This window comes from Ruegeria marisflavi (genome assembly GCF_025673445.1).
GTDB classification, from domain to species: domain Bacteria; phylum Pseudomonadota; class Alphaproteobacteria; order Rhodobacterales; family Rhodobacteraceae; genus Ruegeria_B; species Ruegeria_B marisflavi.
This window is the reverse complement of sequence record NZ_JAOVQN010000004.1, coordinates 145,885-172,012: the sequence shown is the minus strand read 5'-3', so window position 1 is coordinate 172,012 and position 26,128 is coordinate 145,885. Positions and strand designations below refer to the sequence as shown.

25 protein-coding genes and 1 tRNA gene are annotated in these 26,128 nt (G+C 60.5%); 14 read left to right on the top strand and 12 right to left on the bottom strand.

Annotated features, from left to right (window positions below; all coding sequences use genetic code 11):
- The 4 genes from OEZ49_RS06180 to OEZ49_RS06165 form a co-directional block, all read right to left on the bottom strand.
- Positions 1–77: transfer RNA gene (locus OEZ49_RS06180), tRNA-Arg, on the bottom strand.
- Positions 78–136: 59 nt separating this feature from the next.
- A complete protein-coding gene (locus tag OEZ49_RS06175) occupies positions 137–1,525 on the bottom strand; it encodes a sensor histidine kinase (RefSeq protein ID WP_263387480.1) in 1,389 nt (462 codons plus the stop codon).
- 15 nt (positions 1,526–1,540) lie between these two features.
- Positions 1,541–2,959, bottom strand: a complete 1,419-nt coding sequence (locus OEZ49_RS06170) for a dihydrolipoyl dehydrogenase family protein (protein WP_263387479.1) — start codon at positions 2,957–2,959, stop codon at positions 1,541–1,543.
- Positions 2,960–2,962: 3 nt separating this feature from the next.
- A complete protein-coding gene (locus OEZ49_RS06165; protein WP_263387478.1) occupies positions 2,963–3,694 on the bottom strand; it encodes a TVP38/TMEM64 family protein in 732 nt (243 codons plus the stop codon).
- 308 nt (positions 3,695–4,002) lie between these two features.
- On the opposite strand from OEZ49_RS06165, the gene rpmH reads away from it, so the two are divergent.
- The 4 genes from rpmH to OEZ49_RS06145 all read left to right on the top strand — a co-directional run bounded on the left by rpmH (position 4,003) and on the right by OEZ49_RS06145 (position 6,575).
- On the top strand, positions 4,003–4,137 hold the full coding sequence (rpmH, locus tag OEZ49_RS06160) for a 50S ribosomal protein L34 (protein WP_164131559.1): 135 nt from the start codon (positions 4,003–4,005) through the stop codon (positions 4,135–4,137).
- A 25-nt stretch (positions 4,138–4,162) separates the two neighbouring features.
- Complete coding sequence (gene rnpA / locus OEZ49_RS06155; RefSeq protein ID WP_263387477.1) at positions 4,163–4,588, top strand: ribonuclease P protein component; 426 nt, start codon at positions 4,163–4,165, stop codon at positions 4,586–4,588.
- A 57-nt stretch (positions 4,589–4,645) separates the two neighbouring features.
- The gene (yidD, locus tag OEZ49_RS06150) at positions 4,646–4,882 is read left to right on the top strand and encodes a membrane protein insertion efficiency factor YidD (RefSeq protein ID WP_263387476.1); all 237 of its coding nucleotides are present in this window, start codon (positions 4,646–4,648) and stop codon (positions 4,880–4,882) included.
- Positions 4,883–4,952: 70 nt separating this feature from the next.
- Complete coding sequence (locus tag OEZ49_RS06145) at positions 4,953–6,575, top strand: acyl-CoA dehydrogenase family protein (RefSeq protein WP_263387475.1); 1,623 nt, start codon at positions 4,953–4,955, stop codon at positions 6,573–6,575.
- Here OEZ49_RS06145 and OEZ49_RS06140 read toward each other — a convergent pair.
- From OEZ49_RS06140 to OEZ49_RS06125, 4 genes are all read right to left on the bottom strand, one after another.
- On the bottom strand, positions 6,572–7,822 hold the full coding sequence (locus tag OEZ49_RS06140; protein ID WP_263387474.1) for an NAD(P)/FAD-dependent oxidoreductase: 1,251 nt from the start codon (positions 7,820–7,822) through the stop codon (positions 6,572–6,574). The two genes, OEZ49_RS06145 and OEZ49_RS06140, sit on opposite strands and share 4 nt — an antisense overlap.
- Positions 7,812–10,031 (bottom strand): TRAP transporter permease, encoded by a 2,220-nt coding sequence (locus OEZ49_RS06135; RefSeq protein ID WP_263387473.1) that lies wholly within the window; start codon positions 10,029–10,031, stop codon positions 7,812–7,814. Before OEZ49_RS06135 ends, OEZ49_RS06140 begins: the two co-directional genes overlap by 11 nt.
- A 28-nt stretch (positions 10,032–10,059) precedes the next feature.
- Complete coding sequence (locus OEZ49_RS06130; RefSeq protein ID WP_263387472.1) at positions 10,060–10,788, bottom strand: aspartate/glutamate racemase family protein; 729 nt, start codon at positions 10,786–10,788, stop codon at positions 10,060–10,062.
- A 98-nt stretch (positions 10,789–10,886) separates the two neighbouring features.
- Positions 10,887–11,897 (bottom strand): TAXI family TRAP transporter solute-binding subunit, encoded by a 1,011-nt coding sequence (locus OEZ49_RS06125; RefSeq protein WP_263387471.1) that lies wholly within the window; start codon positions 11,895–11,897, stop codon positions 10,887–10,889.
- Between the two features lie 143 nt (positions 11,898–12,040).
- Between OEZ49_RS06125 and OEZ49_RS06120 the strand changes: the two genes are divergently transcribed.
- The 6 genes from OEZ49_RS06120 to yihA all read left to right on the top strand — a co-directional run bounded on the left by OEZ49_RS06120 (position 12,041) and on the right by yihA (position 18,880).
- The gene (locus tag OEZ49_RS06120) at positions 12,041–12,997 is read left to right on the top strand and encodes a LysR family transcriptional regulator (RefSeq protein ID WP_263387470.1); all 957 of its coding nucleotides are present in this window, start codon (positions 12,041–12,043) and stop codon (positions 12,995–12,997) included.
- A 60-nt stretch (positions 12,998–13,057) separates the two neighbouring features.
- Entirely contained in the window at positions 13,058–13,927 is an 870-nt protein-coding gene (gene ttcA / locus OEZ49_RS06115) for a tRNA 2-thiocytidine(32) synthetase TtcA (RefSeq protein WP_164131551.1), read from the top strand.
- A 72-nt stretch (positions 13,928–13,999) separates the two neighbouring features.
- The gene (locus OEZ49_RS06110) at positions 14,000–15,541 is read left to right on the top strand and encodes a putative bifunctional diguanylate cyclase/phosphodiesterase (RefSeq protein WP_263387469.1); all 1,542 of its coding nucleotides are present in this window, start codon (positions 14,000–14,002) and stop codon (positions 15,539–15,541) included.
- 125 nt (positions 15,542–15,666) lie between these two features.
- Positions 15,667–17,496 carry a membrane protein insertase YidC gene (gene yidC / locus OEZ49_RS06105; protein WP_263387468.1) on the top strand — a complete coding sequence of 610 codons (1,830 nt, stop codon included), beginning with the start codon at positions 15,667–15,669 and terminating at the stop codon, positions 17,494–17,496.
- On the top strand, positions 17,493–18,230 hold the full coding sequence (locus OEZ49_RS06100) for an MOSC domain-containing protein (RefSeq protein ID WP_263387467.1): 738 nt from the start codon (positions 17,493–17,495) through the stop codon (positions 18,228–18,230). The genes yidC and OEZ49_RS06100 overlap by 4 nt, the downstream gene beginning before the upstream one ends.
- Positions 18,227–18,880: a ribosome biogenesis GTP-binding protein YihA/YsxC gene (yihA, locus tag OEZ49_RS06095; RefSeq protein ID WP_263387466.1), complete on the top strand. Its 654-nt coding sequence runs from the start codon at positions 18,227–18,229 to the stop codon at positions 18,878–18,880. Before OEZ49_RS06100 ends, yihA begins: the two co-directional genes overlap by 4 nt.
- 15 nt (positions 18,881–18,895) lie before the next feature.
- Here the strand turns inward: yihA and OEZ49_RS06090 are convergent, their stop codons facing one another.
- On the bottom strand, positions 18,896–19,624 hold the full coding sequence (locus OEZ49_RS06090; RefSeq protein WP_164131546.1) for an SDR family NAD(P)-dependent oxidoreductase: 729 nt from the start codon (positions 19,622–19,624) through the stop codon (positions 18,896–18,898).
- Between the two features lie 114 nt (positions 19,625–19,738).
- On the opposite strand from OEZ49_RS06090, the gene argB reads away from it, so the two are divergent.
- The 4 genes from argB to OEZ49_RS06070 are packed head-to-tail and all read left to right on the top strand — an operon-like array spanning position 19,739 to position 22,577.
- Entirely contained in the window at positions 19,739–20,602 is an 864-nt protein-coding gene (argB, locus tag OEZ49_RS06085) for an acetylglutamate kinase (RefSeq protein ID WP_164131545.1), read from the top strand.
- A gap of 57 nt (positions 20,603–20,659) precedes the next feature.
- On the top strand, positions 20,660–21,454 hold the full coding sequence (locus OEZ49_RS06080; RefSeq protein ID WP_263387465.1) for a sterol desaturase family protein: 795 nt from the start codon (positions 20,660–20,662) through the stop codon (positions 21,452–21,454).
- A complete protein-coding gene (locus OEZ49_RS06075; protein WP_263387464.1) occupies positions 21,451–22,083 on the top strand; it encodes a ferredoxin in 633 nt (210 codons plus the stop codon). Before OEZ49_RS06080 ends, OEZ49_RS06075 begins: the two co-directional genes overlap by 4 nt.
- Complete coding sequence (locus OEZ49_RS06070; RefSeq protein WP_263387463.1) at positions 22,080–22,577, top strand: SixA phosphatase family protein; 498 nt, start codon at positions 22,080–22,082, stop codon at positions 22,575–22,577. Before OEZ49_RS06075 ends, OEZ49_RS06070 begins: the two co-directional genes overlap by 4 nt.
- A gap of 45 nt (positions 22,578–22,622) precedes the next feature.
- On the opposite strand, the gene OEZ49_RS06065 is transcribed toward OEZ49_RS06070, so the two are convergent.
- From OEZ49_RS06065 to OEZ49_RS06055, 3 genes are read right to left on the bottom strand one after another with little or no spacing between them, the layout of a single operon-like run.
- Complete coding sequence (locus OEZ49_RS06065; protein ID WP_317853159.1) at positions 22,623–23,414, bottom strand: amino acid ABC transporter ATP-binding protein; 792 nt, start codon at positions 23,412–23,414, stop codon at positions 22,623–22,625.
- 10 nt (positions 23,415–23,424) lie between these two features.
- Positions 23,425–24,738 (bottom strand): amino acid ABC transporter permease, encoded by a 1,314-nt coding sequence (locus OEZ49_RS06060; RefSeq protein ID WP_263387462.1) that lies wholly within the window; start codon positions 24,736–24,738, stop codon positions 23,425–23,427.
- A gap of 1 nt (position 24,739) precedes the next feature.
- Complete coding sequence (locus OEZ49_RS06055) at positions 24,740–26,008, bottom strand: amino acid ABC transporter permease (RefSeq protein ID WP_263387461.1); 1,269 nt, start codon at positions 26,006–26,008, stop codon at positions 24,740–24,742.
- Positions 26,009–26,128: the final 120 nt, after the last annotated feature.

Sequence of the window (26,128 nt, the reverse complement as noted above, 5' to 3'; positions counted from 1 at the left end):
TGGCGGACCGAGGAGGATTCGAACCCCCGACCCCTTGATTCGTAGTCAAGTACTCTATCCAACTGAGCTATCGGTCCGCGTGGTGAAGCGCTATCTAGACGTTACACTGGAGGCACGCAACCCGATTCTGCCGAATTCAGGTAAAAAGTTTCTTCGCCTTTGGGAGCCTTATTTCAAAGGTGGTTCCCTCTGGAGCACTGTCCGTCAACACCAATTCTCCGCCGTGACCACGCACCAATTCAGCTGAGATTGCCAAACCAAGACCCGAGCCACCTTTGCGCACTCCGCCCTGGAACGGCGTGAACAAGTTTTCACGTGCCTTGGGGGGAAGACCGGGGCCGGTATCGGAAATCTCGATTATCCAGTCCTGGTCTGTTTCATGTCCGCCGATGGTAACCTTCCCGGGCCGGTCCAGAACCTCCAGCGCCTGGCGCGCGTTCCGCACCAGGTTCATCACCACCCTGAAAAGCTGTTCTGGGTCGGCGCGCACCGTCATTCCTTCCGGCACATCGTTTGCGATCTCGATCCTGCCCTCGGCTAACGCCAGGCGTTCACTGGCAGAAACATCCTCGGTAATCGCGCGAACCCGGACCATGGTAAGTATCGGCGCCGGCTCTTCGGCCCGCCCAAAAGCCAGCGTACTTTCGCAGAGTGACACTGCGCGGGAGATCGAGTTCACCAGTTTGGGTGCCATACGCCGAACCAATGGATCTTCGCTCGCCTCGATCCGGTCGGTGAACAACTGGGCAGAGGTCAGGATGTTGCGCAGGTCATGGCTGACCTTGGCGACGGCGCCGCCGAGTTGTGCCAGGCGCTCGCGTTGTTTCAGGGCCTGTGTCAGCTGCAACTGCAGCATCTTCAGGGCTTCTTCGGCCTCGCGCAGTTCTGTCACGCCCGCGCTCGGCGTGATGATCCCGCGAATGTCTTCGGGGGCACGCGCGTACCGCTGCATGTAATCGACAACTCCTGTGATCGGCCGGACCAGCGTTGCCCGCACAGCCAGAAACAGGAAGAAGGCGGTGATGACAGAGATCACCAATGACAGGATCAGGATGCGTATGCCATAGTCGATCATCGCCATGCGCAACGGGGCACTGTCCATGGTCACTTCGATCAGTGACCCGGCCCCCTTGACCGGTTCGCCAATGACCCGGATCACCTCGTTTCCGGGAGAAAAGAACCGTTTGAGCGCATCCCGCATCAACGGAAATGGTGCTGCTTGCCGCAAGTCGTAGGTATGCCCGATCTGCGTGGGGATCGGAGAGCTGAGCATCAGTTGCCGAACCTCGTCCCGACGCAGCACGACGTTGTACACCCCTGCATTGGCCAACAACTCGGCCTCAAGTTCGGTTGCCAACATATCGTCCGCCAGCAAGGCGAGTGACGCGATCTGCGCCCGTTCCAGCCTGTTCTGTAGGAAGTCCTGGCGAAAACGGGCAATGGACGGCACGAAGATAAGCACTTCGGCCAGCATCACAAAGACCACGGTCAGGATCAAGAACCGACCTGAAAGCGAGTTCAGCATGATCTCCTTTTCCGGTCAGGGCAGCCAGCGCTGGACCAACCTAACCACTCGTTTAACCGTCTGGTTTTCGAACAGCCGTGGAGAGAAATAGGCTCCGGCGGCACGTTTGTTAACCTCCCCATATGTGGGGTAAGGTGAAACCATCGCAGCAATCTGGCTCATCTTGAGGTTATTGGCCAAGGCAAGCGACCACAAACCGACGTGCTCGCCCGCCTGATGGCCGACGATGGTGGCACCGATGGGGCGTCCCCTGGCTACCATGACCTTGATGAAACCTTCGGCCCTTCGCTCGGCAATTGCGCGATCGTTGTGGTGGTAATCAAAGCGCGCGATTTCGACACGGTCACCGTGCCGGTCACGGGCCTCGGCCTCGGTCAGGCCGACCTGCGCCAATTCCGGATCGGTATAGATGGATCGCGGAATGTGAACCAAGGTGGATTTCGACGGCAACCCGAACAGCGCCGACCGTATGACGATACCGGCGTGATAACCCGCCACATGGGTAAACTGCATCCCGCCAGCGACATCGCCAATGGCATAGACCCGTCTGTTGGTGGTGCGCAGCCCTGTATCGGTTCGGATACCGGAACCGGTGGTCTCGACGCCCGCGGCCTCGAGGTTCAGGCGATCAGTGTTGGCCTTGCGCCCGGCGGCAATCAGCAGATGGGTGCCGGCGAAAATCCGGCCCTCGGTACTGACGACCTCGATGGCCCCGCCATTGTCGCGAACCTGCGCCGCCATGGTTTGTTCGACAATCTCGACGCCTTCGCCCCGCAGTTGGTCCAGAATCAGCGCTGCCGCTTCGGGGTCTTCACGGGCCAGCGCCCGGTCGGCCTCGATCACGGTCACCGGGCACCCCAGCCGCACATGCGCCTGGGCCATTTCCAGGCCGATCGGCCCTGCGCCGATGATTAACAGGTGACCGGGCTTTTCACGCAAGTCGAACAGGGTTTCGTTGGTCAGGTACGGGACCTTGTCCAACCCGGGGATCGGCGGCACCAGCGGAGAGGATCCGGTGGCAAGCACGATGCGACGCGCGGTAATCACATGGTCACCTGCCTGAACCTGGGTTTTCGAGATGAATCGGCCATAGTCGCGGATCACCCTGACGCCTAAGCCCTCGAACCGTTCCTGACTGTCCACAGGTGCGATCCGGTCGATAACTTCGCGCACATGCCTCATGGCCGCGGCATAGTCCACCTGAGGCGACTGGTTTGCCACGCCAAAGACCGCCGCATGCGCCTGACCATGCGCTGCCTTGGCACTGGCGATCAGCGCCTTGGATGGCACACAGCCAAAGTTCAGACAATCGCCGCCCATTTCGTGGCCTTCCAGCAGAACCACGTCGGCGCCCATCTGGCTGGCCCCGGCCGCCACCGACAATCCACCGGAACCGGCGCCGATTACCAGGATGTCGGTTTTGATCCGTTGCATGGCTCAGGTTCCCTTGCGGCCGCGCCATGCCTTCAGGACGATCGGCAAAGCAGCGAGCAAACAAAGACCCAGGATCGGGCCGATTACAAACGGTTCTCTCAAAAGCGATAGATCGGGTGTTTCGCCCCGGTCGAACACTTCACCCAGCCCGACCCCGATCCAGGTGAAAACGATAGCGCCAGGAATAATGCCCAAGGCCGTGGTCAGCACGTAGTTCCGCAACTTGACCCCGACCAAGGCAGGAATCAGGTTGGCAGCAAAGAAGGGCACCGCCGGCACCAGTCGCAACAGGAAAAGAACGGGTATCTCGTTCTCGCGCAGCCCGTCCTTGAGCCGCTTGACCGTCCCTTCGGAAGCGTCGAGACGGGCGGACAGCGCCGCACCAAGGCCTGCGCGCGCGGCCAGAAAGATCAGCACTGCTCCGATAGTGGCCGAGACAACGTTCAGGGCGGTGCCAGCCACCAGGCCGAACAAGAACCCGCCTGTCATCGAGGTCAACGCAGCACCAGGGAGTGAGAAAGCCACGATCATCACGTAGACGCAGACGAAGATCGCCGCCAGCGCGGCAAAATGGGCATCCCGATAGGCAACCAATGCCTCGCGATTCGCAGCCAGAGTGTCGAAGGTCAGATAGTCACGCAGAAGGAACCCGCCGAGCAGAGCGACAAATAGAATGACAATCAGCGGCATCTGCCGCAAGCGCCGGATGGCAGATGCGTTTGCTGTATCACTCATTGCAGGGCGATCCGGATCCGAGTCGTTTTTCAGTGGCATTGTCCATCTAACATGCAGTTGCAGAGGGCCCGCAAACAGCCCCATCACGCCCGGTTGATCCAACAACGTGCAAAACGTGAGATTTTTGCCCGCTCGGGCGGATTCTGAAACCTTTGGACTGGCGTCGCACGGGAAATTGTTGCAAAAGCCCGCAAAACCCGACGCAGAGGGTTTGACTTGCCCCGGAACTCGCTTTAGAGGACGGGCTTCGAATAGACCCGGGAGGCGAATCCGCGCCGCACCCGACCGCAAGATTGGAGTACGGAGCGATGAAACGCACCTATCAGCCTTCGAACCTGGTTCGCAAACGCCGCCACGGTTTCCGCGCCCGCATGGCAACCAAGGGCGGCCGCAAGATCCTGAACGCACGCCGCGCCCGTGGCCGCAAGGAGCTGAGCGCGTAAGCGCATACAGCCCGTTCTGACGGACATGACACCGCCGGAGGCCCCCATGGATGGCTCTGCCAAACCGGGGGAATTGCCTCCGGCGGTGTCCGTTTGTGCACTTGCCCGAATGACAGTCCTGAGCAAGCGCAGCGATTTCCTGAAAGCCGCCCGCGCCAAAAGGCAACCAGCACCGTCGATGCTGGTGCAGGCCCGGCGCCGCGCGCCGGGCGAGGCGGAGGGCATTCGCGTCGGCTTCACCTGCTCCAAGAAAGTCGGAAACGCCGTCGCCCGCAATCGTGCCAAGCGGCGTTTGCGGGAGATTGCGCGCAGGGTGCTGCCTGAGATTGGACACGCTGGCTGGGACTATGTCCTGATTGGCAAGCCCGGCGACACCGCTGCGCGACCCTTTGCCATGCTGGAAAACGATCTGCGCAAGGCGCTGGTCAAACTGCATTCCCCCAAAGGCTGACACCATGCGTCGCAATGCCTGTTGGCGCCTCGGCACGCGCGCCATAAGTTGCAGATCATGACGCCTCTCGCCCATTTCCTTGCGCTGCCGGTCCGCGCCTATCGGCTGGTTTTCAGCCCCTGGGTCGGCTTCAACTGCCGGTATCAACCGACCTGTTCGGCCTATGCGCTGGAAGCGCTGGAAAAACACGGTGCGTTGCGCGGCACGTGGCTGGCCATGCGCAGGATCGGGCGCTGCCACCCGTTGGGCGGCGATGGGTACGACCCGGTTCCGGACGAACCACAGGACAAGTGACGGCCCGTCAGGCTTGACCGACTGCATACCCGGGCAGAGCATCGCAGCAACTGATCTGCCCGAGGTCGCCATGCGTTCCGCCCCCTTGTCCCATCTTGCCACCCACGAAGTCTCTAACCAGCCGGAGGTGCGCGGCGACATCGACCTCTGGACCAGCGATCCGGTATTGCGAGAAACCGCCGCCCTTGCCGGGGCGCAAACACAGACGCTTGCCGACTATGGCTGCACCATGGGCAGGTCCGAGATGCGCGAGGCCGGGCGCGAGGCCAACGCCAATCCACCTCGGCTGGAGCTGTTTGACCGGGGCGGCCGCCGGTTGGACGAGGTCCGCTTCCATCCTGACTATCACCGGCTGATGGAGGCCAGCCAGTCCGCCGGCTATGCCGCCATCGCGTGGGAGGGCCAGCCGGGCGGTCACGCCACGCATGCTGCAATGGTCTACCTCGCCAGCCAGGTAGAGCCCGGTCATTGCTGCCCGATGACGATGACTTATGCCGCGATCCCGGCTCTGTCCGCCGACAGTGCTATCGCGGCCGATTGGCGACCCAAGCTGATGGCACGCTGTTATGATCCGACAGTGACCCCGATCGGCGAAAAGCGCGCCGCGACGCTGGGCATGGCGATGACCGAGAAACAAAGTGGCTCAGACGTGCGGGCAAATTCCACCATTGCCCGGCGCGACCGCGACCATTGGCGGCTCAAGGGGCACAAATGGTTCTGCTCGGCGCCGATGTCGGACGGGTTTCTGACGCTGGCGCAGGCGCCGGGCGGGCTGACCTGTTTCCTGCTGCCGCGCTGGCTGGAGGGCGAGCGAAACGCGATCCACCTGATGCGCCTGAAGGACAAGCTGGGCAACAAGGCAAATGCCTCCTCCGAGGTCGAGTTCCACGATGCGCTGGCCTATCAGTTGGGCGGCGAGGGCGACGGGGTGCGTACCATCATCGAGATGGTCCATCATACGCGACTGGATACCGCGATGGCCCCCGCCGGGCTGATGCGCGCGGCGCTGGCCGAGGCGCATCACTGGGTCCAGCATCGTAGCACCTTTCAGCGTCGCCTGATCGACCAGCCGCTTATGCGGGCGGTGCTGGCCGATCTGGTGCTCGACTGGGAAGGATCCCTGACACTGGGCCTGCGGGTGGCGCAGGCCTTTGACAGCAACGACCCGGCCGACCGCGCCTTTGCCCGCATCGGCGTGGCGCTGGCAAAGTTCCTCGCCAACAAACGCTGCCCGGTGGTTGTGGTCGAAGCGATGGAGGTTTTGGGCGGCATGGGCTATGTCGAAGAGACCGGCCTGCCGCTCCTCTATCGTGAGGCGCCGCTGAACGGGATCTGGGAAGGGTCGGGCAACGTGATCTGCCTCGATATCCTGCGCAGCCTCGCGCGCGATCCGCTGGCAGCCGAAAAACTGAAGGCAGAATTGGTGGCCGCACGTGGCGCGGATGCGCGCTATGACGCCGCCCTGACCGAGCATGCCGCACGATGGCCCGCGCTTCCGCCCGAGGCAGAAGCGCGCTGGTACGCCGAGCGGACGGCACACATGCTGACCGCGTCGCTGCTGATCCGTAAAGGCCCGGCCGCCGTTGCCGACATGTACACCGCGACCCGGTTGGCTGGTGACAGCGGACGCATTCCCGGCGCTATCGCCGCCGGTGAGGTGGGCGGCGTTCTGGCCAGACTGGGCGGGACCTAGCCAAAGCGCAGGACACGAAACGGCGAAAGGTCCGTGTTCGCCTTGCGTCCTGTTGCGATATCGGCCACCAGCTCGCCGGTCTTGGGCGCCATCATCAGCCCATAATGGCTGTGCCCGAATGCGGCGATCAGGCCGGGAAAGCCCTCAATCTCTCCAATACAAGGCAGACTGTCGGGCAGGCTGGGCCGTTGACCTGACCAGGTAGTGTAATCCGTGCTGTTCAGATCGGGTGACAAGCGCTTGGCAAGTTCAACCAACCCTTTGAGCCTCTTTTCATTGACCGGCGCATCCAGACCGGCGAACTCTGCGGTTCCCGCCACCCGCAGCCCGTCCTCCATCGTGGAGGCCACGAACTTCATGTCGGCATCCATCACCGAGTGATTCAGCGTGATACCCGGGCGGGTAAAGCAGACATGATACCCACGCTCGGCTTCCAGCGGGATGCGAATGCCCAAAGGCCTGAGCAATTCGGCCGACCAGACCCCCATGGCCAGCACCAGTCTGGGAACGGTCATTTCACCCTGATCCGTGCCAACCGACCAACCCCCACCTTCCAATGGCAGAATGGCTTGCACGGTGGCACGCCGAATCTCGCCCCCCATACGCTGGAGTTTCTCGGCAAGGACCTTGCCCACGCGCCCCGGCGACAGCGCCCGCGCCTGACCCTTGATCAGGATCGCCGCGCGAAACTCGGGCGACAGGGCCGGTTCGAGCGCAAGCAAGTCGTCGGCGCTGATACGTTGCAGATCCGCACCGATTGCCTGGCGCAACTCGGCATCCAGTGTATCAAGCCGGGCGGCATCCGGGTCACGATAGGCATGCACGTAGTAGCTGTCGCGGATCAGGTCCTCGTGCCCTGTGCCGGCCAGATGACGGCGAAACAAGGCGATGCAATCCCGGTTCAGCAAATCCATCGCGGGCGAGATCTGTCTTACTTTCTGCTCGCGCCCTTGCCACAGAAAGCGCAACCCCCAGGGCGCAAGGCGCGGCAGATAAGAGGGCCTAACGGTTACGGGACCCAGCGGGTCCAGCAGCCAGCCCGGAACCTTTTTCCAGATCCCCGGCATGGACTGCGGCACCACCGACCAGGGCGAGATGATGCCCGCATTGCCAAAGGATGTCGCTTGCCCCGGCTCGTCCCGGTCGATCAGGGTGACCTTGATCCCCCGTTCGGTCAGCGCCAGCGCAGTGCAGATCCCGACGATCCCGGCGCCGAGGACGGTGACTTCCTCGACATCAGGCGACATGGGTCGCCCCCTTGCGCTGCACGATCTGGCTCAGCACCGCAGGGGCGGCGATCAGGGCGGCGATCAGATCCGCCTGGAGAGAGGGGGCGATGAAAACAATTCCGGCGATGGCCATCAACACCCGGAACAGAACCCCCATCGGCACCAACAAGTAGCCAACAACAGCAGAGGACAGGCAGATCACCCCCAGAATGCAGCTGGTCGCGGCATAGCTGAAGGTCCAGAGGTCAAACCCGGTCTGTGATACAAACAGCAGGACCGGCGCATAGACAAAGGCCATTGGCGCCACGACCTTGCCCAGGCCAAGCGTAAAGGCGGAAATCCCGGTCCGGAAAGGATTGGAATTCGCAATCGCCGCCGCCGCATAGGCCGAGGTACAGACCGGGGGCGTGATTTCAGCCACGACCCCATAGTACAGCACGAACATGTGGCTGGCGATGGGCGGCACCCCCAATTGCGCCAACGCCGGCTGTGCCACCGAAACCAGCATAATGTAGAGCGCCGTTGTCGGAATGCCCGCGCCCATCAGGATACAAGCGAGCGCGATGAAGATCAGGCTGAGGAACAGCGTGATCTGATCGACCGAGAACAGCTCATACCCTCCAAAGCTGAACAACCCGGCCAGATCCGCGCCCAGCGCCCCGGCGCCCTGCGTAACCATGAAACCGATCCGGAAGCCGACCCCGGTGGTGTTGATCACGCCGACAACCAGACCCACGGCCGCCGACGCCGCGCCAACCGCCAGCGCGTATTTCACACCGGTTTCAAAGGTCTCGGCCATCTGCGGCAGGCGAATTCGCTCTTGTGGATTGAACGCGCCCAGAACCGCACAAGCGATCAGCACCGCCGACATCGAAAGGTCGAAGCCCTGGTCGGAGTATTTCCAGATCACAAATGCGATGAACGCCGCCGGATAAATCAGGGTGACCGGTGCCTTGACCCGCGACATGCCGGTAACCAGTGCCAGCGAAATGCCGCAGAAGGCTGACATGTAAGGCGTGTAGCCAGAGAACAGCACAACAAGAAGCCCCACCAACGGCACCAGATTGGCCCAGCCGTCGCGCCAGACGGCCGCGAATTTCGGAAGCGCGTCTTTTGTCATGCCCTGCAAGTTCAGGCGCCGTGCCATCAGGTGAACGACACTGAACACGCCGACATAGTGCAGCAGCGCCGGAAAGATGGCGGCAATGACAATGGTCGTGTACGGAACCTCCAGAAACTCGGCCATGATAAAGGCCGCCGCCCCCATGATCGGCGGGGTGATCTGCCCCCCGGCCGAGGCTGCGGCCTCGACCCCGCCCGCGAAATGACCGGGATAGCCAAGACGTTTCATGTTTGGAATGGTCAGCGACCCGGTCGAAACGGTATTGGCCACCGACGATCCCGAGATGGTGCCAAAGAAGGCCGAGGACACGACAGATACCTTGGCAGGTCCGCCAGTGTAGCGACCGGCGAGGATGGTCGCATTGTCGATAAAGAGCTGCCCAAGTCCGGTGCGTTGCGCGATGACGCCAAACAGGACGAAGTGAAAGACAATGGTCGAGACCACCCAAAGCGTGACGCCGAAAATGCCCTCTTGCGGGAAATACATCGACGAAACAAAGGTCCGGAACTTGACACCGGGATGTTGCAGGATGCCGGGAAAGATGGGTCCGAATAGCGCATAGGCCATAAAGACACAGATGATGGCTGGCAGGACCCAGCCAAGCGTGCGTCGCGCAATGTCCAGAACCAGCACGACCAGGATGCAGCCGAACACCATGTCATACCCGTTCGGGTTGCCCATCCGGAACGTCTGCTCCTCGATGCCAAGCCAGGGCACACCATGCCAGGCCAATCCGAGGTAGAGGGCCGATGCAACCCCCAGCACCATCAGGAGCAGGTCCAGATACGGTACCCCGCCATAGTGCATCAGGCCGGTCTTCATATCATATGAGTTGCGGGTGCGAATTATCGGAAACAGCGCATAGGTCAGAATGAACAACCCCGACAGGTGCCAGCCCATGTGCCAGTAGTCGGTCGGCAATCCGAATCCCGCCGTCAAATAGTGATAGACGGCAAAGGTCAGGGCGACCCCCTTGAGAAACAGGGCGAAACCCGGCGACACGGGCCGTGTCGGCGCGCTTTCGTCGTATTTCTCCTCGATGGCCGCCAGCTCCTCGGCGGTCAACGTCCGGTCTTGGGCATCGTCTGTCTTTTGCACGCTCATTGTCTGTCACCTCGAACCGGTTGCGCGGTCAACGAATGAAGCCGGCATAGGAACCGCGCAGAACCGCGGAGTGGACCATGCTGGCCAGTGTGATGATATCGAAAACGGGGCGTTGCAGTTCACGTTGCAGCGCATGGGCATAAGGGGGCAGATCGGTGCATTCCAGAAGGACCGCCCCGATTTCCGGGTCTCTGGCCACCAATTGGCGACCTGCCACCAGAAGTTCGCTCTCGACCTTGTCCAGATCCATGTCATCGCGCACGCCCCGCAGGATAACGTCGGCGAATTCTGCGCTGTCTTCCATGCCCTGCACCACGACCGGAACGCCAGCCGCCCCGGCTCCGGCAAGATGCTTCTCGGTCAAGGCCGGAGCGGAGGCCGTCAGCACACCCACCGGGCGTTGCGTCATGGTATGGATCAGCGGCAACTGCACCAAGGACGAGACGAATACCGGAACTGATACGGCTTGTGCAATCTCGGCCTGGAACAGGGCCAGAAACCCGCAGGACCCGGTGATCGCCTTGACCCCGCTGCGCTCAAGACGCCGCGCCGCGTCAAGCAAGGGGTCCAGCATGTCGGGTGTCGGGGAATTCAACAGTTTCGAAACCGTCAGCCCCTGGATGATTTCATAGGTCAGCGTGAACGGCAGACTCGAGGGGTTCTTGATATGACCTGGCGGTTTCGGAAAGTAGGATTCAAGCGACAACACGCCGATCGAAACGCCACAAATGTTTATCCCGCCTTTGACAAGGTTCATATCGGGTCTCCCGGCTGTTCAGTGCGAATTTTTTGAAGGTAGTGTCGGGGACAACCGACTCGGGTTGCCCCCAGGGTCGGAAAACCAGCAACCGAAGGTTACTTCAGGGCGCCGATTTCCCGATAGAATTTCTCGGCACCTGCGTGCAGCGGAACCCCAAGCGAATCCATGCCATCCAGAGCACTGTCCAGTGTGATCAGCTTGCCCTTGGCGTGCCCGTTGTCCAGCAGCGTCCGGGTGTTGTCGTTCCACAACGCCTTGGTGATGCCATAGACCAGTTCCTCGTCGAGGTCCGACGATACGACAAGCAACGCGCTTACAGCCGGAGTGTGCACATCATAGTCGATCCCCTCATACACGCCCGCCGGAATCTTGGACGGAATGTATGCCGGGATGATCTCGTTGATCTTTGCCATGTCCTCGTCGGTGAAGGAATGCAGCTCCATCCCCTTGGTCGAAGCAAGCTGCACCATTGCCGCCACCGGCCAGCCAGCCGCATAGAAGTAAGCGTCAAGCTGCCCGTCGGCCAGGCGCTCCGCCGACTGGCTGTTGTTCAACTCTGCTTCGTCCATGTTGTCGCGGTTTACTCCCCAGACGTCGAGCATCTGCAAAACCGCGACCTGGGTACCCGAACCCGCCTGTGCGATACCGACACGCTTGTTCGCGAGGTCGCCCAAGTTTCCGATCTTTTGCCCCTTGGGAAGAACAAGGTGCAGATCTTCGGGGAAGAGGTTGGCGATGACGCGCAGTTTCTCGTGCTTCTTGCCCTCGAACTTACCCTCGCCCAGGTACATGTCCCGGGTCACGTCGGCAGCAGCCAGCCCGGCTTCGAGTTCGCCATTCTGCACTGCGGTGTTGTTATAGACCGATGCCGTGGTGGATTGGGCGATTGCGATCAGCCCCGGCACGCCACATTGACCGCCCTCCTCACAAGGGCGAGAGCCCGGAGGGGCCGAAATACCGTTGGCGATCGTGCCGCCAATCGGAAAATAAGTGCCCCCGGCGCTGCCCGTACCAATGCGGAAAAAGGTCGGGTTCTGTGCCGCCACCGCACCCGCGGTGACCAGCGTCGCCAGTGCTGCGCCTGTGAGATGTTTAAAAAGTCCCATGTTCATACTCCCTGTTTGAGCTGTTCCAGACGGGAAATGCCGGGTCGGGCACTTCTACGCTCACCTAAATTCTGTGTGGCAGTTGCATGATAAAAGCAAATTTGTAATTCTATGGTTTAGATAAGAAACTTTGATATGCAGCTATGAACCTTCAGCAACTGATCGTCTTTCGGGAAGTCATGGAAACAGGCTCGGTCAGCGCTGCGGCCAGAAACCTGAACCGTACGCAGCCGGCGATCAGTGCATCCCTGAAAACGCTGGAAGAGAACGTTGGAATGGAGTTGTTCCGCCGCGAAGGGCGGCGCTTGCTTCCCGTCCCCGAAGCACATTACCTTTTGTCAGAAGCCATTGAAATAATTGACAGGCTGCATACGGCCGAAGCCAATTTGGCAGGTATGCGGAATCGTGCCAGAGGCTCGCTGCGTATCGTCGCCATGCCCGGCCCGTCGGTTTTCCTGCTTCCGGATTTCGTCAGCCGTTTCAAAGCAGATGCCGGGGATCTCAACATAACGCTGTCCACCCGCAGTTCGCCGCAGATCATCAATCTGGTTGCCGCCCAAAGCTTCGATGTCGGTTTTTGCGACATCGGGTTCCTCGATACAACCGAAGACAACCCCCAAGTCGGCCTTTTCCAATCCGAAATCATAATGTGCAACTGCCTGTGCGCGCTGCCGCTGGATCATCCGCTGGCCGGACGCCCCGTGGTTCATGCCCGCGATCTTGACGGCGAGAAGATGGGCGCATTGGCCGCCAGCCATTCCACGCATCGCTCTACAAAAAAGGCATTCGAACAGGAAGGCGTGCAGTTCGATCTGAGTGTCGAGGCGCAATATTTTGTCCCGCTTCTGCATTTCGTCGAAGCAGGACAGATTTGCACGGTCCTCGATCCCCTGAGCGCGGAAACCTATCGCCGCATGAACCAGGGCAAAATGCGGGTCAGCTTTGCCCGCTTCGAACCCTCCGTGCCATTCGGCTATTCCATCGTGACGCCCAAGTATCACCCTCAATCCCTGATCACGCAGGAGTTCGTCTCGAAGTGGAGCGACTACGTGAATGGTGTGATCGCGGCCGAGAAGGTTCTGAAACAGTCCGCAACCTGACATGGCATCGAAACAGTGACTCCTCTTGAGTGGTTTTGCCAAAGCCTGTAAGGCCCGCACATGCTGGACGAGAATGACGACATTCACCCCCTGTTCGCAGGTGCGCCTTCGACAACGGAGTTCAAGAAGCTCCGCAAACGCATCGTGCGTCAGGCGCGCGAAGCGATCGAGCAATACGGTATGGTCGATCGGGGCGCCCGGTGGCTGGTCTGCCTGTCGGGGGGAAAGGACAGCTATACCCTGCTGGCGGTGCTTTACGAGCTGAAATGGCGTGGTCTGCTGCCTGTCGACTTGCTGGCGTGCAATCTCGATCAGGGTCAACCGGGGTTTCCCGCCACGGTTCTGCCCGAGTTTCTGGAGCGCATGGGTGTCCCGCATCGGATCGAGTACCAAGACACATATTCCGTCGTGATCGACAAGGTGCCCCAGGGCCGGACCTATTGCGCGCTCTGCTCGCGCCTGAGGCGTGGCAACCTGTATCGCATTGCCCGAGAAGAGGGATGCTCAGCCGTCGTTCTCGGACATCACCGCGACGACATTCTGGAAACCTTCTTCATGAACCTGTTCCATGGCGGTCGCCTAGCGACCATGCCGCCAAAGCTGGTAAACGAAGAAGGCGATCTGTTCGTCTATCGCCCCCTGGCGCATGTGGCCGAAGCCGATTGCGAGAAATTCGCAACCTCGATGAACTATCCGATCATTCCCTGCGACCTATGCGGAAGCCAGGACGGATTGCAGCGCCAGCAGGTCAAACAGATCCTCGACGGATGGGAAAGAAACCGGCCTGGCCGCAGACAGGTGATGTTCCGGGCCCTGATGAACGCGCGGCCTTCGCATCTGCTGGACCCGAAACTTTTCGACTTTCAGGGCCTGCAATTGAACCCCGGGCAGAATCAAGAAAATTTTGGCGAAGTTCCGCGGTTGCGTTAACGTCTGACTCAGACTGGTTGCCTAGGGTTTCACAAGGCGCACGTTGCGTCTTGCGAAAGGCCAAGTCATCACATGCAGACAAAGTCGCTCCTGACACGTATCCGAGACGAGATCATTCCGATCCTGACTGGGCCGCCGATCCTGGCCTTTCTGCCGGCCATAACCCTCGGCGCCTTTTGGCTGGGTGGTGAAATTGCCCTTTTGCTGACCTCACTGGGCTTATCGCTTCTCTTTGCCCTCGCTGGCGCATTGGGGAAATGGCCCGGTACAGGCCGACCTGACCGCAATATCGCTTCAGGCATCATAGAGCCCGGTGAATTTGAGGCGGCGATGCACAAGATCTTTGTGTCGGCGAGCGGTTCGGGACGAAAATCAGCTTGTTTCGTTTTGGAACTGGACGACTTTCAGGAATTTCTCCAGCAACACGGGCACGCCGATAGTGACCTGGTCATACGGCAGGTTGGTGAGCGAATCCTCTCTTCGGTCCGCGACAACGACGTTGTGTCGCAACTTGACAGGAACCGTTTCGCTGTCTGTCTTGCGGCAGTTCCTCAACTGGATCTGGAATTGTGCATACAGCTTGCCGGGCGCATGCAAACCGCGGTGGAAGACCCGATATCTCTGGGTGCGTCGACGGTTTATGTTTCCTGTTCGATCGGGTTTTGCCAGAACAACCGCGTGCCCACTCAAAGCGCAAATGCCTGGCTGGGCGCCACACAGGCGGCACTCTTCACTGCGAAGCAGGCCAGCCCGTCGGGAATTCGTGCCTACTCTCCCGAAATGGTCCAACCTGCCGACAATCAGGCGGATCTGAGAAACGAAGTCGAGATGGCGCTTGAAAAAGGCCATATCCAACCCTGGTATCAACCACAGATTTCAACGGATACCGGAAAGATCACCGGTTTCGAGGCGTTGGCGCGCTGGATTCATCCGGTGAGGGGGGTGCTGACCCCAAGTGTCTTTCTGCCCGTCATAGAACAGTCCGGATACATGGAGCGTCTTGGCCAGGTCATGCTTTTCAATGCGCTGACGGCACTCAAGGCATGGGACAGTGCCGGGGTCGATGTACCGCGAGTGGGTGTGAACTTTGCCTCGGATGAACTGCGCAATCCCGGTCTTGTCGAGCGCATTCGTTGGGAGCTCGACCGGTTCGATCTGACACCGGACCGGTTAGCCATTGAAATCCTTGAAACCGTCTTTTCCAACACCCCGGACGATGTGATTACCCGAAACATCGCCGGTCTGGGCAAGCTGGGATGCCGGATTGACCTGGACGATTTTGGAACCGGTCACGCCTCGATCGCATCGATCCGACGTTTTGATATCACACGTATCAAGATCGACCGGTCCTTTGTCAGAAGGGCAGATCGGGACCCCGAACAACAGAGGATGGTCGCGGCAATTCTGACAATGGCCGAGCGTCTTGAGCTGGAAACCCTGGCAGAAGGTGTGGAAACCGTGGGCGAGCATGCGGTCCTGGCGCAACTGGGCTGTGACCATGTGCAGGGGTTTGGAATTGGCAAGCCGATGCCGTTCGACCAGACGCTCGATTGGATTGCCCAGCACGAGGCAAAATTGCAGGACGCACCGCAGATTGGGCGGCAAACCGGCTGAACGGGCAGGAATGTTGCCGCACCCGTCGATTTGACTCTGTCGAAACGGGCGATTCCGCTTGACCTTTGTGCCATCACTCTGTTGAACCCTGCGTGGTCTTTCACTGCACAAGGTGGCTGTCCCCGATGGACGATCAGAACAAGAATCTCATCCTCGCAACAGCGCTCAGCTTTCTGGTGATCCTGGTCTGGTTCATCCTGTTCCCGCCTCCGGAACAGACCGAAGCGCCCGCGACAGAGATCACGGCCACCGACGGCACCGCCGTGCAGACCCCTGCCGCAGCCGCGCCCACGTCCGGCTCGGGAGAGGTTCCGGTCCTCGACACCAATGCCCCGACGGCAGTAGAGGCGCCTCGAGTTGCAATCGACACCCCGCGCTTAAAGGGCAGCGTGTCCCTGCTGGGCGGCCGCATCGACGAACTGTCGCTGAAGGACTACCGCGTCTCTCTCGACGCTGATGCCGAGATCGTCGAGATGCTGACCCCGGCCGGATCGGCCTCGGCCTATTACGCGCTTTATGGCTGGGCCCCCGGCACCGGCCTAAACGCCGCCGACGTGCCCGGGCCGCTGACCGAATGGTCGCTGGAATCCGGGGAGACGTTGAGCGCAGGCAGCCCGGTCACGCTGCGCTGGTCCAATGGCAGCGGCGTCACCTTCCGCCGCACCCTGGCGGTGGACGAGGATTACATGTTCACCGTCACCCAGTCGGTCGAGAACAGCTCCGGTGCCCCGATCGGTGCCGCGCCCTATGGCATTCTGGCCCGTCACGGCATCGGCGAGGATGCGGATCTGCCGGGGTTGAAGAACTTCTTTATCCTGCACGAGGGCGTTGTCGCGATGAACGACGGCACCCTGTCTGAGATCAAGTACAAAGATGTGCGCAAGTTTGACATCGACCCGAACGAAGGTGCGCAGGCCGAAGTATTCCAGAACAAGTCCGACGGCTGGATCGGGTTCACCGATCACTATTGGATGGCCACCCTAATCCCCGGCTCGGGCAGCGCCTTTAAGGCGGCGGCGAAATATGACGACCGGCGCAAGATCTATCAGGCCGAAACCGTCCTGCCCACGATGACAGTCGCTCCGGGTGAAACCGCGCAGGTCACCACACGCCTGTTTGCCGGGGCCAAGGAATGGGAGACCATCCGCGCCTATCAAAAGGATGGCGTCCAGAAATTCCTCGACAGCATCGACTGGGGTTGGTTCTTCTTCCTGACCAAGCCGATCTTCTGGCTGTTGCACCAGCTCAACGGGCTGATCGGCAACATGGGCTGGTCGATCATCGGCCTGACCCTGATCATCAAGGCGATCGTCTTCCCGCTGGCGCTGAAATCCTATGTCTCGATGGCAAAGATGAAGGAGCTGCAACCGCAGATGGAGGCCCTGAAAGAGGCGGCCGGTGATGACCGGCAAAAGCTCCAGCAGGGCATGATGGAGCTTTACAAGAAGGAAAAGGTGAACCCCGCTGCGGGCTGTCTGCCGATCCTCTTGCAGATCCCGATATTCTTCTCGCTCTACAAGGTGATCTTTGTCACGATCGAATTGCGTCAGGCGCCCTGGTTCGGACCGTTCCAGGACCTCAGCATGCCCGATCCCACCTCGATCATGAACCTCTTTGGCTTGTTGCCCTGGTCCGGCCCCGAGGTGGGTTCACTGGCTGCGACCATCCTGATCGGCATCCTGCCGCTGCTTCTGGGTATCTCGATGTGGCTGCAACAGAAACTGAACCCGGCGCCCACCGACCCGACACAGGCCATGATCTTTGCCTGGATGCCCTGGGTGTTCATGTTCATGCTGGGCAGTTTCGCAAGCGGCCTTGTGGTGTACTGGATCGCGAACAACACGATCACCTTTACCCAGCAGTACATCATCATGCGCAGCCACGGCTACAAACCGGACGTGTTCGGCAACATCCGGTCGGGTTTCTCTCGCGGCAAGAAGGCGAGCAAGAAATGACCGTAAAGGTCACCGGGCTCTGGCGGCATCCGATCAAGAGCCATGGACGCGAAGCGCTGGAAAGCGTCACCCTCAGCCCCGGGCAGACAATGCCCGGGGATCGCGTTTGGGCGGTCGCCCATGAAAAGTCGCGCGCCGATAACTCGGCCTGGGCCCCCTGTCAAAACTTTACGCTTGTCTCCAAGGTTCCTGCGCTGATGGCGATGAGCGCGCGCCTGCGGGGCGAGGACGTGACATTGAGCCACCCGGACCGGCCCGATCTGACCTTTGCCCCGGATCGGGAAGAGGCATTGTTCCTGGACTGGGTAAAGCCGCTGATGCCGGAAAACCGTGCGCAGTCGGCCCGCATCGTCCGTGTCCCCGGTCGCGGAATGACCGACAGCGATTTCCCGTCGGTCACACTCTGCAACATGGCCTCGCACCGGGCCGTGGAACAAAAGATGGGCCGCGACCTGTCACCTCTGCGCTGGCGCAGCAATATCTGGTTCGACGGCCTGCCGCTCTGGGAGGAGTTCGACTGGATCGGACGCGAAGTGCAAGTGGGCGAGGTCGTTTTTGCCGTGCGCGAACGAACGGAACGCTGCATGTCTGTCAACACCAACCCGGAAACCGGGCTTCGCGATGCCGAAACACTGGGCACGCTCGACATCTGGGGTCATCGCGACTTCAGCGTCCGGGCCGAGGTGATCCAGGGTGGAGATATCCGCATCGGGGACGAGGTACGCGCCCTATGACGACACTCCCCTTCCCCGTTGTGCCTGAACCAGACGAATTTTCGGCCGAGACCGGGCGCAAACTGTTTGCCGGGCAATCGGAATTTGTCAAAGGCGTGGTCGCCATGTCCGGCCTGCCGCCGGCCGACCGGATCGAGGTTTGCTTTGCCGGCCGTTCCAACGTGGGTAAATCCAGCCTGATCAACGCGCTGACTGGCACCAAAGGGCTGGCTCGCGCCTCGAACACGCCCGGCCGGACACAGGAAATCAACTACTTCACCCAAGGCCCGGATCTCTATCTCGTCGACCTGCCCGGTTATGGCTATGCCAATGCGCCGCTCAAGATCGTCGAGAAATGGCAAAAACTGTTGAAGCAATACCTCAGCGGCCGCCAGACCCTGCGTCGTGCCTTTGTGCTGATCGACGCGCGGCATGGCGTCAAGGCCGTCGATGACGAGATCATGAAGCTGCTCGACACCAGCGCCGTGACCTTTCAATGCGTGCTGACCAAGGCCGACAAGGTCAAGGCAGCCGAACGCGACAAGGTTCTGTCGCAAGTGCGAGCGGCCCTGTCCAAACACCCTGCTGCCTATCCCGAAATCGTTCTGACCTCGTCAGAAAAGGGCGATGGCATAGCGGCATTGCGCTCGATCATCGCCCATCTCGAATAGACGGCTTGCACCCAACTATACGTGCTGGGCACCGTTCACCTCTATCTCGGTACCCGAGATATAGGAACTTTCCGGGGAACACAGGAAATAGATCGCGGCGGCCACCTCGCTGGGCTGGCCCAGCCGTTGCATCGGCAGTTTTTCGACGATCTTGTCCGTGCCGGGGCTGAGGATCGAGGTTTCGACCTCACCGGGAGCGATCGCGTTCACCCGCACGCCGAGCGGCCCGAAATCATGGGCCATCTCGCGCGTCAGTGCCGCCAGCGCCGCCTTGGAAGTGGCATAGGCGGCCCCGGCAAAAGGGTGTACCCGCGATCCGGCAATAGAGGTCACATTAACCACCGAGCCTTTGGCCGCAGCCAGTTCATCCTTCAACGAACGGGCCAGCACCACGGGGGCAAAGAAGTTGACGTGGAACACGTGGCCCCAATCCGCCAGATCGGTGCTGAGCGTGCTCAGCCGCTCTCCATTTGGCCCTTTGGGTGAAATGCCAGCGTTGTTCACCAGCGCGTCCAACCGTCCGTTCAGCTTCTGCCGAATGGTTTCTGCGGCGGCGATGGTGGCTTGCGGGTCGCTCAGGTCGATCTCGACATGGTTTTGCTCGCCATTGCTCCAGGGGCAGCCCGGCGGAACCGGCTCGCGCGAGCAGGTGATCACCCGCCACCCTTCGGCCACGAAACGTCTTACGGTCGCGTGACCGATTCCCCGGCTGGCCCCGGTCAGGACAAGTGTTTTTTGCGCCATTTTCGGCCCTCGGATGCTGGTTCGGGCGGAGAGTAGCATAGCGCCGATCGGTGGCAATGCCCTTGGCAGATGCCATCAAAAGCCCTAACACGGAGCGCCAGAGGGAACCTTGCCATGAAGAAACGAGACATGAATCGCGATTGGATTGCCACAGCCGCCACGCTGAACGCCGCCCTGCCCTATCTGCAACGCTACGATAACGCGATCGTCGTTATCAAACTGGGTGGTCACGCCATGGGCAGCGACGAGGGTATGGAAAGCTTTGCCCGCGACGTGGTGCTCTTGCGCCAGGTGGGCGTCAACCCGGTCGTGGTGCATGGCGGCGGCCCGATGATCAACGCAATGCTGGACAAGCTCGATATCAAGTCGGAATTCGTCAACGGCAAACGGGTGACCGACGCCGCCACGGTCGAGGTCGTCGAGATGGTTTTGTCGGGCGTAGTCAACAAGCGTATCGTTCAGGCGATCAACCGACAGGGCGGAAAGGCTGTCGGTCTGTCCGGAAAGGATGCCGACCTGATGGTTTGCGACCAAACCGACGCCAGCCTTGGCTATGTCGGAACGCCGGCAGAGATGAATCCCGAGTTGCTGCGCAACCTCTTTGCCCATGACATCATTCCGGTCATCGCGCCGCTTGGCGCCGGGCGCAATGGCGAAACCTTCAACATCAACGGCGATACAGCCGCAGGCGCCATTGCCGGTGCTCTGAAGGCCGACCGGCTATTGCTGCTGACCGACGTTTCGGGCGTGAAGAATGCAGCAGGCGAGGTGCTGACCGAACTCAAGGCCGCCCAGATCCGCCAGATGGTCGCCGATGGAACGATCGCGGGCGGCATGATCCCCAAGACGGAAACAGCGCTTGATGCGCTGGACAAGGGCGTTCGTGCAGTTGTCATTCTGGACGGTCGAGTCGCCAATGCGGTGCTTTTGGAGCTCTATACCGAACACGGCGCTGGCTCGTTGATCCGGGCGGAATAACCGGGTTGTGACACGGGCAGGCTTGTCTTCCCCCTTCACATGCACAAATGTGAATTAATGGAAAACGAAAGCCTGATCCGATTGGCCGTATTTATCGGCCTCTTTGTCCTGTTCGCGATCTTCGAACGGCTCGCTCCGCGTCGCAGATCGCATCCGCGCCGTTCCCGGCGATGGGTGACGAACCTCTCCATATCGGTGCTGAACACCATAACACTGCGGGCCCTCGCCTTTGGGATGCCGTTGCTGGCGGTCGGGGCCGCGCTTGATGCGTCGGCAAAGGACTGGGGTCTGTTCAACCGCCTGGATTGGCCAGCCTGGGTCGAAGTGGTGCTTGCGGTGCTGGTTTTCGACTTCGCCATCTGGGCGCAGCATCTGATCACGCACAAGGTGCCGGTGCTGTGGCGCCTGCACCGGGTCCATCACGCCGACACCGACATCGACGTCAGCACCGCGATACGCTTCCACCCGGTCGAGATCGCTTTGTCCATGCTTCTCAAGATCGGGCTTGTCTATGGGCTTGGACCCTCGGCCTTTGCCATCGTCCTTTTCGAGATCTTGTTGAATGGAACCGCCCTGTTCAATCATTCGAACCTAAAGCTGCCTCTTGCGCTGGACGCTCTGCTGCGCAAGGTTTTGGTCACGCCCGACATGCACCGGGTGCATCATTCGGTGCTACGCGAGGAGCATGACAGCAACTATGGTTTTGCCTTGTCGATCTGGGACCGTTTGATGAGAACATATGTGGCACAGCCCGTGGTCGGGCACGATGACATGACAATCGGGCTGGGTTGGCAGGACGACCGGCCGTCTCGCCTGGGGTGGAGCTTGCTTCTGCCGTTCCGCCGCAGATGATCGAACGCATCGCCATCGAGGCCGCCGATTCCGCGCTCCTCGTGATGGGCGCGTTGCATCCGGCTGATGCAAACGCCACCATCATCTTGCTGGGCACTGGACCGGGGTTCTGGTCGATTTTCACAACTTCGCCAGAGTACCGCGATGGCGCAGCCGATCCGCTGGACAGATGGTCAAAACGGGTCATCGGGGCAATGGCCGCGTCTGTCGGCGCAACGGCGCAGTATCCGTCGGATGGGCCGCCTTACCCGCCGTTCATCGCCTGGGCGCTGGCATCTGGCCGTTTCCACACCAGCCCGGTCGGCATGATGGTGCATGACACCGTCGGCTTGCTGATCTCATTGCGAGGCGCGCTTGTCCTGCCCGAACGCCTGACTCTGCCACCGGTCGACTTTCCCAACCCCTGCCCGGAGTGCGACGCGCCTTGTACCCGCGCCTGTCCTGTCGGGGCATTGACAGTCGAACGCCCATATGACGTATCTGCCTGTCATGGATATCTGGACACCGCCGCTGGGTCTGATTGTATGGACCAGGGCTGTGCCGCCCGACTCGCCTGCCCGCTCAGCGCCGGTGCACATCGGGATCCTGCACAGTCCGCATTGCATATGAAGGCGTTTTTTCGCAGATGACCCTTACTCTGATCCTCACCCGGCATGCCAAGTCTTCGTGGGACAGCGATACACTGTCCGATCATGTCCGCCCGCTCAACAAACGTGGCCGAAGATCCGCCGTTGCCCTTGGTGAATGGTTGCGTACCAAAGCGCTGAGTCCGGATCAGGTGCTATCCTCGTCGGCCCTTCGCACGCGGGAAACCTGGGCCTGTATGGGGTTCGAGGAGCCCGAACCGACATACACCGATGCGCTCTACCATGCTGGCCCAGCCAAGATACTGGATACCTTGAAAAGCGCCACCGGGCGCACCGTTCTGCTGTTGGGGCATAACCCCGGGATCGCCGAGTTTGCAGGCAACATTGTGGAAGAAGCGCCTGCGCATGCGCGATTCTTCGACTATCCGACTGGTGCCACGACCGTGATCGAGTTCCCGGTTGACGCGTGGCGGGATATCCGATGGCACAGCGGCGAAGTTCTGGCCTTCGTGGTTCCACGCGAACTGACCGAATAGAAAAGGGCGGGGAAATCCCCGCCCTTGCCCGTTTCCATGGATGTCTCAGTGACCCAGGATCTGGCTGAGGAACAGCTTGGTCCGCTCGCTTTGCGGGTTGTTGAAGAACTCTTCCGGCTCGTTCTGTTCCACGATCTGCCCCGCGTCCATAAAGATGACGCGGTTGGCAACCTGGCGGGCAAAGCCCATCTCGTGCGTGACGCAGAGCATGGTCATGCCTTCCTCGGCCAGCTCGATCATGGTGTCGAGCACTTCCTTGATCATCTCGGGGTCAAGCGCCGAGGTCGGTTCATCAAACAGCATGATCCGCGGCCGCATGCACAGCGAGCGGGCAATCGCCACACGCTGCTGCTGACCACCCGAAAGCTGACCCGGATACTTCAGGGCCTGTTCCGGGATCTTGACCTTCTCCAGGAAATGCATCGCGGTTTCCTCGGCCTCTTTCCGGGGCGTCTTGCGCACCCAGATCGGCGCCAGCGTGCAGTTCTCCAGAATGGTCAGATGCGGGAACAGGTTGAAGTGCTGGAACACCATCCCGACCTCGGACCGGATCTTGTCGATGTTCTTGAGGTCGTTCGACAACTCGGTCCCGTCCACCACGATCTTGCCCTGCTGGTGTTCCTCCAGCGCGTTCAGACAGCGGATCAGGGTGGATTTTCCCGAGCCCGAAGGCCCGGCAATGACGATCCTTTCGCCTTGATTGACCGTCAGGTTGATATCGCGCAGCACGTGGAAGGCCCCGTACCACTTGTTCATATTGGTGATTTCGATGGCGATCTCGTCGCTCACCTGCATTTTGGAACGGTCGATTTCACGATCGATAGCGAGTTCAGACATTGGGCCCTCCTTAACGATGGCCAGTGTGGAGCTTGCGCTCCAGATACATGGAATAGCGGGACATGCCGAAGCAGAAGACAAAGAACATCAAGGCGATGAAGCCGTAGAGTTCCCAGACGACGCCATTCCAGTTGGCGTCCGCACGAATGGCGTTCGACAGGCCCAGCGGATCGAGAAGCCCGATGATCGAGACCAGCGTGGTGTCCTTGAACACCCCGATAAAGGTCGAAACGATACCCGGGATCGAAATCTTGAGCGCTTGTGGCATGATAACCAGACGCTGCGCCTGCCAGTAGTTGAGGCCGAGCGAATCCGCCCCCTCGTACTGGCCACGCGGCAGCGCAGCGAGGCCTCCGCGGATCACCTCGGCCATATAGGCCGCGGCAAACAGCGTTACCATGATCAGCACCCGCAGGATGATGTCGAAATTCGTGCCGGGCGGCATGAAGATGTTCAGCAGGGTTGAGGCCACGAACAGCAGTGTGATCAACGGCACGCCCCGGATGAACTCGATAAAGCCCACGCAGATGTATTTGACGATCATCAGGTCCGACTGACGCCCCAGCGCCAGCACGATGCCCAGCGGCAGCGAACAGGCGATGGCGACGACCCCGATGGTGATCGACAGCATGAAGCCACCGAACTTGCGGCTTTCGACCGCTTCGATGCCGATCGGCAGGATCGAATCCAGCGCGCCGACAAAATAGCCGGACAGAACGAACCACCAGGCCAGCGCCGCCACTGCGCCCAGAACGATGCCGATCAGGCTGCTCATCGTCTTGCTGACAGCCGAGTAAACCACCCAGCCCAGCACAAAGCCCGCCAGCGCCGCGATCGGGCTCCAGATGGTGCCGCCCCACAGAAGCCAGGGGAAGATGAACGGATAGAGACCCGAAAAGATCAGCATCTTCGATGGTACGCTGTCGGAAAACAGAACCGGGGCCAGGGCCACGGCCAGCAGGACAAAGGCCAGAATGGGCCGCCAGTACAGCTCGGACGGGTAGAACCCGAACAAGAGCTGGATCCAGCGCTCGCGAATAACGCCCCAACAGGCACCCGATGTGCCGTGTTCACCCACCGAGCCGGCGGCGGTCAGGATCTCGCGGCAGTTGTTCAGCGAGGCCCCGTTCCATGTGGGCGAGAACACCCAAGGTAAAACGGCCGCAAGGATCGCGTAGATCGCATAAAGAGAGGCCAGCGTCAGAATGCTGTTGAACCAGTTCGAGAACAGGTTGGCGCGTGCCCAGCCCAGCGCGCCGACGGTCGAGGCCGGCGGTTCGCGTTCGGGGAGCATTTCGGTACGGACAAATCCGATGTCAGACATCTCAACGCTCCTTCAGTTTGACGGATTCATTGTACCAGTTCATCACCGCCGAAATGGACAGCGAGATGGTCAGGTACACCAGCATCAAGAGCAGGATCGTCTCCAGCTCGCGCCCGGTCTGGTTCATGGTGATACCGCCCAGCGTGCCGGTGATATCCATGTAACCCACGGCGATCGCCAGAGACGAGTTCTTGGTGAGGTTGAGATAGTTCGAGATCAGCGGCGGAATGATCACCCGCAGCGCTTGCGGCAGGATCACCAGCGACATGATCTTGTTCGAGCGCAGGCCCAGCGCGGATGCCGCCTCGGTCTGGCCCTTGGAGATAGCCATGATACCCGCGCGAACGATTTCAGCGATGAAGGCGGCGGTATAAAGCGAAAGCGCCAGCCAGAGCGCGATCAGCGAGTTCCGCAGATGGGTACCACCCTGGAAGTTGAAGCCCTTGAGCTCGGGATAGCCAAGATGGAAGCCCAGCAGAACCAGCACCAGCCCGGTCGGAAGCACGACCACCGCCAGACGCTGCCACCAGGTTACAGGCCGGTCGCCGGTCTGTTCCTGAATACGATCGGCGCGCTTGCGCAGGAAGTTCGACACCCACAGACCGGCCCCAAGAACCACGAGGATGGCCAATAGATCAAGGCTGATGTCAAAGCGCAGGCCGCTTTCGCCGAACACGTGAATGTTTCCAAGACTGTTCGAGAACAGCGGTTCGGGAATGTAGACACCACGGTTGGTCACGGCCACGCTGTCGCCCAGCATCATGCTGGCGGTTGCGTTGTCGCCCCGGAACGCCTTGGGCGCCGGCAGCGTTTCGATGAGGATCGCCATGATGAACACGATCCACAGCAGCACCGGAACGTTGCGGAACCCTTCGACGTAGATGGTCATCAGGCGGGCGACGATCCAGTTGTTGGACAGGCGCAGGACCCCAATGATGACGCCCAGAACGGTCGCCGTGATACACCCAAGCACCGCAACGACAAGCGTATTGAGCAGGCCGATCAGTGCGGCCCTCAAATGTGTATCCCGAGAACTGTAATCCAGCAGCCGCTGGTTGATATCGTAGCTCGCCGGTTCCGAGAAGAACCCGAAATCGATTGGTTTGCCCAAAGCCGCAAGGTTTTGGGCCGTGTTGCTGATCAGCCAGGCGGCCAGCAACATGAAACCTATCATCGCGATGACTTGGATGGTGGCCGACCGATACCGCGTATCGTAGAGGAGCATGGACAGCCGGAACTGCTCCTTTGGCGGGTCAGTGAGAGTCGTCATGACCTATTTTTATCCCCGTGACATCCTGGCCAATCTCTCTCCGGCAGGGTTTGCCCCACTCTTACCGGCCAGGTACTTAGTTATGGATGCAAAAAGGGCGCGGGTTTCCCCACGCCCTCC